The 12,975-nt window shown below is 36.6% G+C and carries 12 protein-coding genes; 2 read left to right on the top strand and 10 right to left on the bottom strand.

What is annotated here, in order from left to right:
- Positions 1-56: 56 nt before the first annotated feature.
- Positions 57-1,418, bottom strand: a complete 1,362-nt coding sequence (locus tag HMPREF1654_RS01270) for a bacteriocin secretion accessory protein (protein WP_003078103.1) — start codon at positions 1,416-1,418, stop codon at positions 57-59.
- A gap of 10 nt (positions 1,419-1,428) precedes the next feature.
- Complete coding sequence (locus tag HMPREF1654_RS01265; protein ID WP_004234001.1) at positions 1,429-3,579, bottom strand: peptide cleavage/export ABC transporter; 2,151 nt, start codon at positions 3,577-3,579, stop codon at positions 1,429-1,431.
- Between the two features lie 480 nt (positions 3,580-4,059).
- Between HMPREF1654_RS01265 and HMPREF1654_RS01260 the strand changes: the two genes are divergently transcribed.
- Entirely contained in the window at positions 4,060-4,434 is a 375-nt protein-coding gene (locus HMPREF1654_RS01260; protein WP_003073369.1) for a hypothetical protein, read from the top strand.
- A gap of 72 nt (positions 4,435-4,506) precedes the next feature.
- On the opposite strand, the gene HMPREF1654_RS01255 is transcribed toward HMPREF1654_RS01260, so the two are convergent.
- From HMPREF1654_RS01255 to rplK, 7 genes are all read right to left on the bottom strand, one after another.
- On the bottom strand, positions 4,507-5,112 hold the full coding sequence (locus HMPREF1654_RS01255; RefSeq protein WP_004233738.1) for a superoxide dismutase: 606 nt from the start codon (positions 5,110-5,112) through the stop codon (positions 4,507-4,509).
- A 70-nt stretch (positions 5,113-5,182) separates the two neighbouring features.
- Positions 5,183-6,220 carry a DNA polymerase III subunit delta gene (gene holA, locus HMPREF1654_RS01250; protein ID WP_004234005.1) on the bottom strand — a complete coding sequence of 346 codons (1,038 nt, stop codon included), beginning with the start codon at positions 6,218-6,220 and terminating at the stop codon, positions 5,183-5,185.
- Between the two features lie 59 nt (positions 6,221-6,279).
- Entirely contained in the window at positions 6,280-7,134 is an 855-nt protein-coding gene (gene cvfB, locus HMPREF1654_RS01245; RefSeq protein WP_004233919.1) for an RNA-binding virulence regulatory protein CvfB, read from the bottom strand.
- 112 nt (positions 7,135-7,246) lie between these two features.
- On the bottom strand, positions 7,247-7,804 hold the full coding sequence (gene frr, locus HMPREF1654_RS01240) for a ribosome recycling factor (protein WP_003069936.1): 558 nt from the start codon (positions 7,802-7,804) through the stop codon (positions 7,247-7,249).
- A gap of 3 nt (positions 7,805-7,807) precedes the next feature.
- Positions 7,808-8,548: a UMP kinase gene (gene pyrH / locus HMPREF1654_RS01235; protein ID WP_003073377.1), complete on the bottom strand. Its 741-nt coding sequence runs from the start codon at positions 8,546-8,548 to the stop codon at positions 7,808-7,810.
- Positions 8,549-8,832: 284 nt separating this feature from the next.
- Positions 8,833-9,522 carry a 50S ribosomal protein L1 gene (gene rplA, locus HMPREF1654_RS01230; RefSeq protein ID WP_003073378.1) on the bottom strand — a complete coding sequence of 230 codons (690 nt, stop codon included), beginning with the start codon at positions 9,520-9,522 and terminating at the stop codon, positions 8,833-8,835.
- An 89-nt stretch (positions 9,523-9,611) separates the two neighbouring features.
- Entirely contained in the window at positions 9,612-10,037 is a 426-nt protein-coding gene (gene rplK / locus HMPREF1654_RS01225) for a 50S ribosomal protein L11 (protein ID WP_004233911.1), read from the bottom strand.
- Positions 10,038-10,198: 161 nt separating this feature from the next.
- Between rplK and HMPREF1654_RS01220 the strand changes: the two genes are divergently transcribed.
- Complete coding sequence (locus HMPREF1654_RS01220; protein ID WP_003073386.1) at positions 10,199-10,552, top strand: DUF3397 family protein; 354 nt, start codon at positions 10,199-10,201, stop codon at positions 10,550-10,552.
- A 19-nt stretch (positions 10,553-10,571) separates the two neighbouring features.
- Here HMPREF1654_RS01220 and HMPREF1654_RS01215 read toward each other — a convergent pair whose 3' ends face one another.
- Positions 10,572-12,941, bottom strand: coding sequence for an HAD-IC family P-type ATPase (locus HMPREF1654_RS01215; protein WP_004233822.1), 2,370 nt, complete (start codon positions 12,939-12,941; stop codon positions 10,572-10,574).
- Between the last annotated feature and the right edge of the window lie 34 nt (positions 12,942-12,975).

The raw sequence follows: 12,975 nt of genomic DNA, 5'->3' as shown, positions 1-12,975 counted from the left end.
ACTTGTTAAATAATCAATTGTTAAATCTTAAATGGTAGTGATTTTGTCCTAAATGGTCATTCGATATTATTCAACAATTTATCTTTATAGTAATTAAAGAATGATTTTTTCGCAATGACAATGGTGACTCTTCCTTGCAGGCCATACTTGATAACTTGTCCATTGGACTTAGAAATTTTAGCTTTGGCAGTTACTTTAAAAAGGTTTCCTTGTTTTGTTTCAGTAGCGGAAGTATCAATTTTATTGATATTTCCGACAATGGTGATGGACTGCTTTCCAATTTTTTCTAAAGTTAGACGAGTAGTTTGTCCTTTTTTTAGATTGGTCATATAAGCTGAAGGTACATAATAAGTGATAAGGACTTCGTTTGTTTTGGTAATATCTGGATAGATTTGGGCAATTTCAGTTCCTTTAGGTAATAAGTTGTTCCCTTTTAACCTTTCACTAATATGCAGAACACCTGTTTCAGGAGCGACTAATCTATTGTTTTGAAGCTGTACATTTGCTTGATTCAATTGATTTTGTAAATCAGTGATTTGCGTTATAAGGGTTGCTAACTGTTGGTCAGCCGTTTGGATAAATTGTGTGCGGAGCACTTCAATTTTTGTAGAAAGACTATTGTCGTAAGTCGCCGCAGTTCCAGTACCAGCTTTTTGAATCTTTAGATTAGCAATAGAAGATTTTAAGTTGGATATATTAGTGTTAATTTGAGACAAATACTGATTTGTGAGGGCAGCATCAGGATTAGCTTGATATTGTTTTTTATACATGTTGAATGTTGTCTGATGTGGATTACTCTTGGATAAATGCGAAGCATTCTCCGAGATGGCCTGATGCAGTCCACGATAATCATTTATCTGTTTTGTTAAATCATTGATTTGCTGATCAATCGCAGCAATTGTGTTGTTAGCCAAAGAAGCTTGTTTACCGACTTCAGTATTGCTTTTTGAAATTCCTAGTGATAGGTCTTGTGATTGTTTGATAAAATTGTTAAAAGTATTGGCATAGCCAAATTCATCTTTACCCGAGAAAAGATTTGTCCCTTGATACAAACTCGATTTGAGTGTTTCTAAACAGGCTTTTTGTCGTTGATAAGTTGCAAGTTGAGCTTTAATAGCTGTTTGTTGAGAGACTTCCATATTTTTTGCATATTGAATCAACAACTCTCCTTTTACGACTGCCTTATTTTCAGCTAAATGGTTAATCAAAATCGTATTATTGCTGCTTGATTGGATCATAGCAATGACTTTCGTTGGTGTAATTTCACCGATAGATTTGATAGTCACTTCCTTTTGACCGATAAAAGAAAAAAGAACTAGAAATAGAACGAACAATACCAAAGGAAGAATAAGAACAGTCGCAAAGTTATGGTATCTTCGATGATAAAATTCTGCACTTTTAAACAGATTGGGATTCATAATTCACTCCTTATTTATTAAATAAATGATGATAAAAGCCTTGTCTTTCCATCAATTCAGCGTGGGATCCAGTTTCAATAATCTGCCCTTTATCAAGAACAATAACCTGATTTGTCCGCTTTGAAATGCTGAGACGATGAGCAACAAAAATAATCGTTTTGTCTTTTAAACCCATCAGATTGTCAATGACCTTTTTCTCAGTTAGAACATCCAATCCGCTCGTTGCTTCGTCAAGAATAAGAATTGGTGACTTTGTTAAGAGGGCGCGTGCCAGAGCAATTCTTTGCTTTTGTCCACCTGATAGACCAGCTCCATCGGACAATTCTGTTTGATATCCCATAGGCATTTGTTCAATATCCGAACGAATTTCTGCAATTTCACAAGCGCGAATAATCTCTTTTTGAGAAAATATTTGATTCATCCCTAATGTAAGATTTTCTAAGATAGAACCACTAAAAATATAGGCTTGTTGTGGTAAATAATTGATATATTGACGAAGCGTCTTCTTATCAATCATTTTAAGGTCATTTCCATTAAGACGGATTTGCCCTTTATAAGGCTCATAAAAATGAACCATCATTTTGGCAAGTGTTGTCTTTCCCGAACCACTGATGCCGACTAAGCTCACCTTATCTCCTGTTTTTATTGTTAAGTTAATATCCGATAACGTATCTCGTCCAAAGCCGTATTTATAGGAGACATTATGGAACGTAATATCACCAGCCAAGAAACCTTTCTCTGTAAGTGTTTGCTTAGTTTTAAATTCAGACTCTACTAAATAAACTTCATTCAACCGCTTGTTAGCAACCTTAGCCGACTGCAGCTTAGTTTGCAGATTAATAATACTTTCAAGAGAATTTGTAAAATAAGAAAGTAGAGCCGTAAATGTGATGAGCTGCCCAATTGAGATTTTCTCAGATATAACTAAATGCGCACCGAGCCATAAAATAAGCACATTTAAAATTAATTGAAAGCCTTGTTTAAGGGTTGTTTGAAAAATAGAATATTTACTAAGCGTAAAAGATTTATCTAAATAATTTACAAATTCGCTGTCTATCTTTTGGTAACGAGCTTCTTCGCTTGTTAAAGATTTAATGGTTTCAATGCCATTAATATCTTCGATAATAGCAGAATTTACCATGGAATTGCTTTGCATGACGTCATGATTCATTTTTTCAAAAGGCTTTATAAAAGCAAAAATAATCACCGTATAGATAGGAATAGCAAGCAGAGTGAGGAAGAAAAGGTTGGTATTCTGTAATAATAATACCCCTCCTACTATTATCAAAATAGAAAGGTCAAGAAAGAGTGAAAGTATTGTAGAAGCGAGAGCATCAATAATGGAATTAGCATCTGTAAAACGAGAAATAATCTCTCCAGTGCGTCTCGTAGCAAAAAAAGACATCGGTAATTCAAAAATGTGTCGAATATATGATAAAATCACATCGATGGTCAGCCGCTGACTAAGTACAATCAATAAGTAATCTCTGGAAAAACTCATCATTTGCTGCAAAATATAAGTAATAATCAGACCAATAGACACTATTCCAAGAGTTGATCTCATTTGATTTGGAATGTATTCATCTAAAATTCCTTGTAGGTAGTAAGATCCAACAATATTGATGAGTGTCACAAGCAAACTAGCTAAAACAATATAGGTGACCAGCATTTTCTGTTTAAAAATAAGAGGAATTAAGCTTATCAAACCATTTTTCTTATCCTTATGTGGTTTATAGCTAGGTTCTGGTGCTAAAAAAATAGCAACACCAGTCCATTCTGTTGCAAATGTTTCTTTTGAGATCTTGGTTATTTTTACACTTGGGTCAGGATCTCCAACTAGCAGACCTTTTTTCGTATTTTTATAGATAACATAATAATGTGGGAGTTCACCTTTTTTCTGAACATGAACGATAAAAGGATAGGGAATAGCTTCCATATCAAACAAAGACATATCCCCTTGAATCGGTCGTGTCTCAAAACCTATTTCTTGCGCTGCTTGAACAATTCCAAGAGCCGTTGTCCCTTCTTTACTTGTCTTAGCAAGTTCTCTCAGATGTGCAAGAGAGTAGTCTGAACCATAGTATTTTGCAATGGAAGCAAGCGCAGCGACACCGCAATCTCTTGCATCTATTTGAGGAACAAATGTTTTCTTAACATTCACAACAATGATTTCCTTTCTAAAATAAACTCGGATTATTTTTTACGTAGGTAATAGTAGACACGTAATTTGAGATAAACATCTATTAAAACATAACTTATCATCATACTAAAAGCAAAGCTGGTTAGTAGAATACTTAATATGGGAATAGAATGGATAAATAAATAGCTGAGTGATAAAAAAAGAATAAACAGTGCTGTGGCATTGCTATTTCCCCAATTTTGAAATTTTTCTAGTCTTAATAGCACTGTCGCTGACGGACTGAAAAATTTATCTAAAATAATCATCTGATAGAATAAGCCCTTTCATCGTTATAATATGATTATCCCAAAATATTTTTAAATAAATTACAAAAATCTTAAACGGTATGTATAATGGCCTGAATGGTTCAAAAATGCTGTTCAGGCCATTATACATACCGTTCAGGATTTGCTCAGTTATCTTTCATTTGATATGGTAGGATATAAACCAGGAGGAAAAATAATGATTCAAATTCAACCTTATTCTTTTATTAGCTCTATTTCTCTCTATTTTACGGCTCTCTATCTTCGAACAATCCATCAATTCTTTAAAATAAAGCTGCGATTGACGCATCCTGCGCAGCGAACTTTTCGCCCGACTACTTATTTTGTAGTACAATCCAAATTTTTCTCATTTGAAGATGCCACCAAAAGAATTGAAACAATCCGGAAATATGATAAAATGGGAAAAATTATCCTTATTGGAGAGCATATTGATTATGAACTGCTGTTTAGAAATCACTATCTTGTTTTCGGTGTCATTGATCGAACCAATGATCATTCTCTAAAATTTCTCAAGGAGCAAATCTGGTTTTATTTGGCTGGAATTTATAAGTAATTTTTATGATATATGATAGCAGAAAAAGACGAATCCTTTTCAGATTCGTCTTTTTCTATCTAACTTGTTATCTTATTTCGCTGCTTTGTACAATTCATTGACCTTATTCCAGTTGATAACTGAAAAGAAAGCCTTAATGTAGTCTGGGCGAACATTGCGATATTTCACATAGTAAGCATGCTCCCAAACATCAATTCCCAAAATAGGTGTTTTTCCTTCAGAGATTGGCGTATCTTGGTTAGCAGTTGACATCACTTCTAGCTTACCTTCTTTGTTTACCACTAGCCAAGCCCAGCCTGAACCGAAACGAATTGTTGCAGCTGTTGTAAAGGCTGTTTTGAAATCGTCAAATGAACCAAATGTTGCTTCAAGGTCTGCCGCTAATTCTGCTGATGGTGCTGTTTCTTCTGGTGTCATCAATTCCCAAAAAAGACTATGATTCAAATGTCCACCACCATTATTAATAACCGCTTGACGAATATCGACTGGAATAGACTCTACATCAGCTAAAAGTTGTTCTAAATCCTTGCCAATCTCAGGATGTTTTGCCAGTGCAGCATTCACGTTGGTTACATAGGTATTATGATGTTTGTCATGATGCAAATGCATGGTTTCTTCATCAATATATGGTTCCAAAGCATCATAAGCATAAGGTAGATCAGGTAAAATAATTGCCATTGTTTTGTTCCTCTTTTTCATTTTATATGAAAATGATAACGTAGACCTACAAAATTTTCAACTTATTTGCTTATAAGTTGTGGGTCATGATCTTTAACAAAGCCAAGTCAAATAAGTAACCTTTTTCGTAAACTCCTGATTTAATCTGATAATCTGTTTCAATCAAGCAGGAGAGAGACTTTTGTAAAGCTTTCAAGGGTAATGAGCGGACATCACGCAAGGCATATTTAATTTGAAAAGGATTCACCTTTCGTCCCAAATAACTAGACAAATCTGCTACAATCTGGCTTTCATTACGTCCATTTTCAAAGAGGATTTTCACTTGCGCAAATATACGAAACTGGCCCAACATAATCGCAATCAGCTTGATTTCATCTTCACCTTGCAAAGTCAAATCTCGTACCAAACTTCTCGCTGCGTCCACCTTTTGATGCAAAATCATCTGAGTCAAGTCAAAAATATTATCCTGTAAAGTTTTTGGAATTGCTTCAGAAATGTCTTCGCTTGTAATGATGCCATCTTTTTTATAATCCCTTAAAAAAGCTAAGTTTTTACTAATTTCACTAAAATCGAAACCAGACTTAATAAGCAATTCCTCTAAAACTTGCGAACGAAGTTCTAACCCCTGTTCTTGAACTTGCTTACTAAAGTAGGTGCGTAATTCTTGTTCTTTGGGCTCACTTGCTTCAAAAATTTTACCATCTCGCTTGAGCAATTTTACAATTCGCCGTTTACTGTCTAACTTCCCTTCTGCAAAAATGACTAATTTGGTCGTATCTGCAGGATTTTCCAAATATTGCTCAAAAGATTTTAATTCCTCATCTGTCAAATAGCGCTTTTTAGCAGTTGTTATGTCCAGAAGATGATCCAAAATAACGATTTTCTCTTCGGAAAAGAAGGGCAAACTCACTAAATCGATCTCCACATCTGGATAAGCAGCTTCTTTCATATCGAAATAAGCTACATTTAAATCTGCAATATCATATTGAATTTGATGCAAAAATTGTGATTTCATCCATTCAAATTGTCCTGTATCATCACCAGTCAAAATCGTTAAACTAGGTAGATTTGTCAGATTTACAGCTTTGCACTCTTCAATCGCTAACACAATGACCTCCTTTTTGTGAGCTTTATTTTAACTCTTTGAAAACAAGATAAATTGGTATCTCAAATCAACTCTGTCCCTGTCCCATTCTGCTTGATTTTGCCAGCTTTCATCAGACCGCCTAAAGCTTTTTTAAACTGTCCTTTGGAAATGCCAAAGGTAGTCTTTATATCCTCTGGGGACGACTTATCATTCAAAGTCATAAAGCCTCCTTGACTTTCTAGGTATGTCAGAATCATTTGAGCATCATTTTCTAGCATTTCAAAAGAGCGAGGCTTGAGTGAAAGATTAAGGGTATGATCAACTTCCCGAAAGCCAATTACTCGCACATCTAGTACTTGACCGAGACGTGGCTCGGTATAACGTTCGCTGGGGTGGATAAAGCCCAGCATATTATTCTCCGGCAGATAAACAAAGGTGCCAGAGAGTTTGAGTCGATAAACAATGGCTGGCCAATTTTGATTTTGCATATTATTGTAGGCAGGACGAGCTAAGCGCTGGAAATCCTCCTGATAGGCCAAAAGTCCCCAAATACGCTCTTTTTTATCAACTGTTAAACGAATGTACAACTTATCCCCTTTTTTGGGCCAGAGTTCTTTTATCTCCGGCAAGATGTCCAGCGACACTACAATTTGCTTATCCGGAAGTCCTGTGTCGACAAAGACCCCCAGATCTTTGCGAACTTCTGTTACCATCCCCCAACCAAAAGTCGTCTGAGTTGCTGTGACTTCGAGAGTCGTCAGGCGAAGTCTCTGTTTCATATCACTATAGACAAAACCTTTGACCGTTTCTCCTAGCTGATACTTACCTTCTTCTTTAGCTAAAGCATAAGTCTGACCATCCTTTTGAACAAAGTAAAAACGATCGTTTTCATCAGTTACTAGACCTGTTATAAATGTTGCAAGATTTGTATTCATTTTTCTCTTTCTATCATTTAAAGGAGCATTGCTTCAGCTCCCTTTCAAAAGAAACTCAGCTAGCCAAACTAACTGAGTTTTAGTTTTTCATTTTCAATCATGGAAAGAAACATCACACTTCAAGCAATTCTTTTTCCTTAGTAGAAGTCATTTCATCGATGTGTTTAACAGCGTCATCTGTCACTTTTTGAATGTCTTTTTCAAGACCTTTCAGTTCATCTTCAGTAATTTCTTTTGCTTTTTCTTGCTTTTTCGCTTCATCCATAGCATCACGGCGGATATTCCGGATAGCAATCTTAGCATTCTCTCCAACTTTTTTAACTTCTTTAGCCAAATCACGACGAGTCTCTTCCGTCAAAGCAGGAATGACGAGACGGATAACAGAACCATCACTAGCAGGTGTAATACCCAGATCAGAAGCATTCAAAGCACGTTCAATATCTTTAATAGATGATTTATCAAAAGGTGTTACTAATAACACGCGCGCTTCTGGAATTGTGATAGAAGCAATTTGATTGAGTGGAGTTTCCACTCCATAGTATTCTACTGTAATACGATCTAAAAGACTAGCATTCGCACGCCCAGCACGAATACTACCAAATTCACGCGCTAAACTTTGATGTGATTGGGTCATTCTTTCTTTCGCTTTTTCTACAATTGCATTTGCCATAACTTAATCCTCTTCTTTTTCTACATTATTTGAAACAGTTGTTCCGATTTGTTCTCCGAAAACAACCCGTTTAATATTACCAGATTCGTTCATATTGAACACAACAAGGTCAATATCATTGTCCATTGAAAGGGTAGAAGCTGTTGAATCCATAATCCGCAATCCTTTGTTAATCACATCACGGTGAGTCAATTCATCAAACTTCACAGCTGTCTTATCTTTATTTGGATCTGCATTATAGACCCCATCAACACCGTTTTTCGCCATAAGAATCGCATCAGCTTCAATCTCGGCCGCACGAAGGGCAGCTGTTGTATCCGTTGAGAAATAAGGTGAGCCAACACCGGCACCAAAAATGACGATACGACCTTTTTCGAGATGGCGAAGTGCTCGTCCACGAATGTAAGGTTCTGCCACTTGCTGCATTGCAATCGCAGTTTGTACACGAGTATCCACACCTACTTGTTGCAATGAATCAGCCATCACCAAAGCATTCATAACGGTCCCAAGCATTCCAGTATAGTCAGCCTGCACACGATCCATTCCTGCTTCTGCCGCAGGCTCTCCACGCCAGAGGTTCCCACCACCGATAACAAGGGCAATTTCAATACCCAAATCATGCACTTCCTTGATTTCCTCTGCCATTTTTTGAACGGTTGAAATGTTAATTCCTATCCCTTTCTCACCAGCAAGAGCTTCACCTGATAACTTGATTAAAATACGTTTATATTTCGGGACTACCATTTTTACTCTCCTTATTTTATCTGTACTATTTTACCATAATTTATAATTTTTATATAGTCCTATTTTTCAAAATATCAAAATTAACAAAAGAAATTTAGTTTTTTTGACTGACTCCTACTTCAATAATGTATGTAGCATATTCTTTTTTCTCTTAATAGATTAATTGATTTATTTCAAAAACATTGTTGCTTTTATCTGTTATTTTTATCAGTCTGATAAACTCCATTTAAATATGAGTTATTCATAAAAAAACCCTATCCATCGATAGAGTTTTTATTCTTAAATTAAAGTGAGTTGACATCAACCTTAATACCTACGCCTTGAGTAGTAGTGATAGTAAGATTTGTCATGTATGTTCCTTTTACAGTAGCTGGTTTTGCTTTGGCAATCACATCGTGGAATGCTTTAAAGTTTTCAACCAACTTGTCAGCTTCAAATGAAACTTTACCAATAATAGCTTGTACGTTACCTGCACGGTCTGCGCGGTAAGTAATCTTACCACCCTTAGACTCTTCAACTGCTTTTGCAACGTCCATTGTTACAGTACCAGTTTTAGGGTTTGGCATCAGGTTACGAGGACCAAGGACACGTCCAAGGCGACCTACAAGTGCCATCATGTCAGGTGTAGCGATTACTACGTCAAAGTCCAACCAGCCGTCATTGATTTTTGCAACGAGATCATCTTCACCAACGAAGTCTGCACCAGCAGCTTTTGCTTCTTCTGCTTTTGCACCGCGTGCGAACACAAGCACACGCTGAGTTTTACCAGTTCCGTTTGGAAGAACCATTGCACCACGGATTTGTTGATCCGCTTTTTTTACGTCAATGTTCAAGTTATAAGCAACTTCTACAGTTGCGTCAAATTTTGCAAAGTTTGTTTCTTTTGCAAGTGCTACAGCTTCTTCTACACTGTATGCTTTTGTGCTGTCGATTTTTTCAAGAGCAGCACGAAGTTGTTTGCTTTTTTTAGCCATTTTCTATTCTCCTTGTAAGTGGTTCAATCGATTTTCATCTCCCACGTCCTTCTCGTCTGATGAAGTCTTGCGGGTTTGGGTATTATTGTTTAGTCAACAACAGTGAATCCCATAGAACGAGCAGTACCTTCGATCATACGCATTGCAGACTCAAGGTTTGCAGCATTCAAATCTGGCATCTTAGTTTCAGCAATTTCTTGTACTTGTGCACGAGTAACTGTTGCAACTTTCTTCTTATTTGGTTCGCCTGATCCTTTGTCAGTACCAGCAGCCTTTTTCAAAAGAACAGCAGCTGGTGGAGTCTTTGTAACGAAAGTAAATGATTTATCTTCGTATACAGAGATGACAACTGGAATAATCATGCCAGCTTGATCAGCTGTGCGAGCATTGAACTCTTTCGTAAATCCCATGATGTTGATACCAGCTTGACCAAGCGCAGGACCAACTGGTGGAGCTGGAGTAGCTTTACCAGCAGGGATTTGCAATTTTACAAGTTTTTCGACTTTTTTAGCCATTTTTAAATCCTCCTTTGTGGTTTTGGCGGTAACGTAATATTTTTACCTCCCACAAGTATGCTTTTCACATACTCATCTATTATACACCAATCTTTGTAAAATGCAAGACAAAACTGCGGATTTCCTCTTCTTTTTTATATTTTTTGTGGTAAAATATGTGTATGACATTATTAAAAATCGCATCTATTTTATTTATCTTTTTAACCATTATTTTAACCATTATTATTACTAAATTATTTCACTTGAAACGATTTGGCTTGAATTTTGCAGATTTGGCTTTTCCACTTTTTGTGTTGGAATTCTATGTCATCTCTGATAGAGCTTTCTACCACAGTTTCTTGCCAGAATTAGCATTAGCCCTTTCTGCCTTAGCAATTGCCATTACTGTCTACTTTCTTCGAGTTAAACGCAGTTTTTACTATCCTAAGTTCTTTAAATTTTTCTGGCGAGCTGGTTTTATTTTGACCTTCTTTCTCTACCTCGCCATGGTGATTGGCTTATTTTTAACAAAATAATAAAAAATATCGGACAGACTCATCTGCTTCCGATATTTTTATATTTTGTTGAGAACTTATCAAATAGAGCAAATAACTTATTTGTTATGAATTGAAACAGTCTCATGAGTGATTCTAACATTAAGGAGAGAATGACTGTGAGGATAATGGTAATCGGTGAGATTTTGGATAACAAAAAGATAGAGTGAAATAACAAGCCCGAAATCACCAAGCCGATGATGTTAAAGAGTACGACAATGGTTTTCATTCGATTGAGCGGCTGAATAAGCTTGATGATGATAATGAAACCAACCACTGCTAATAAGATAACAGATGATGTCGCAACTTCTTGCGTGGATAATCGAAAAATCCGACCACAAGCCATGACAATCAAAACGGCCAATAAATCAACAAAAGCTGCTGGTATCGCATTCTGTAAAACCGTTCTGATGAAACGCCCTCGAATGCGCTGCTTGTTGGGCTCCAAAGCTAACATAAATCCAGGTATACCAATAGTGAACGCACTAATCAAGGAAACTTGTGATGCTTGCAAAGGATAGGTAAAAGCAAACAAACTGGACAAAATAGCTAGTGAAATGGAAAAGATATTTTTTACAAGAAATAAACTAGCGGAACGCTGAATGTTATTGACAACCCTACGTCCTTCTGTCACAATATGCGGCATATGCGAAAAGTCAGAATCCAGCAAAACAACTTGTGCAATCTGTTTGGTAGCATCGTTGCCTGACTCCATAGCAATGCTGCAATCTGCAGTCTTCATTGCTAAAATATCATTTACACCGTCACCTGTCATTGCAACTTTATGTTGGTTAGCTTGAAGTGCTTGGACCAATTTTTGTTTCTGTTGAGGGGTTACCCGACCAAAGACCGTATATTTTTCAACTGCTTGAGCGATTTTCTCATCAGTATCCAAGTTTTGCGCGTCTAAATAATTTTCAGCATGAGGAATCTCTGCTTTGGCAGCCACTGCAGCAACTGTGACAGGATTATCTCCTGAGATAACTTTGACTTCCACACCTTGAACATCAAAATATGAAAAGGTCTCGGCTGTATTTTCTCGAATTGGATTTTCTAATAAGATGAAGAGTAGGGGTTCTACTGTTTGAGTCAAATCACCTGTAAATGGCTGATCTTTTAATTCAGCAAAAACAAGAACGCGTGAACCACTTTCTGCATATTGTTGAAAATAGTTGCGATATTCTTCCAGCTTTTCTTTTAATACAAACTCTGGAGCACCTAAAATAAAATTGCCCTCTTTGAAAGAAATAGCACCAAACTTGCTCTTTGAGCTAAACGGAAAGATCTTCACTACAGTCCAAGCCTTTTCTACTACTTCTGAAGCAAAAAAATCTCGAATCGCTGCAATCGTTTCATTTTCATCTGGACTTGCTGCCAAATATTGTTTAAGAGCTTCCTGCGAGGCATTCTTGTCTTGCTGAACAGAGAGTACTTGTACAACTTTCATCGTATTTTCCGTAATGGTTCCTGTCTTATCTACACACAAAACATCTACACGAGAAAGAGACTCAATCCCCTTCATACTGTTTAATAAAACCTGCTGTCTTGCTAGACTAGCTGCTCCCAAAGCCAGCGCTAGAGTCATCAAAAGATAAAGCCCTTCTGGAATCATCCCAATAATAGCTCCTACCGTAGAGACAATACTAACTTGAAAACTTTCGTGATTGGTCACATAACTTTGGAAAAATAGAAGAAGCCCTAAAGGAATAATCAAAAATCCAATCACTTTAACCAGATTATTGACCGAACATACCATTTCAGATTCTTCTTTTCCAGAGACTTCTTTTGCTTTCAATGTCAGTTGATTGATGTAGGATTCATCGCCTACTTTTTCCAAGCGAGCATAGGCTTTGCCAGATACAACAAAACTGCCTGACATGACAGTATCATCTATTTGCTTTGCGATTCCATCCGCTTCTCCTGTTAACTGTGATTCATTGACTTTCAATTCACCTGATACAATCTTAGCGTCTGCATAGATTTGGTCTCCTGTCGAGAAAAGAACGATATCATCTTGTACTAAATCTTTTGTCTCTAGTTGGATTTCTTTACCATCTCGCACTGCAATCGCTGTGTAGTGATGAAGCAACTGCATGTTGCTCAATATTTTGCGCGCTCTAAGCTCTTGAACAATTCCAATCAAAGAATTGATAATAACAATAGGCAAAAAGAGTAGATTGTTCCACGATTGTACAATTATCAACAATAGAGCAAGAACAAAAAAGATGAAATTAAAGTAAGTAAAAACATTGGATTGAATGATTTGCCAAGTTGTCTTTTCCGTGCTAACCGTTACTTTATTGACTAAGCCTTTTTGAATTCGTTCTTCAACCTCTTGTTGGCTAAGCCCTGTGTATATCTGTTCTGACATATAGCCTCCATTCACAAATCATATTAGTATTCTA

The sequence above is a fragment of the Streptococcus intermedius SK54 = ATCC 27335 genome, assembly GCF_000413475.1.
GTDB classification, from domain to species: Bacteria; Bacillota; Bacilli; order Lactobacillales; family Streptococcaceae; genus Streptococcus; species Streptococcus intermedius.
Note: the sequence above shows the minus strand (reverse complement) of the source record. Positions and strands in the feature narration are given on the sequence as shown.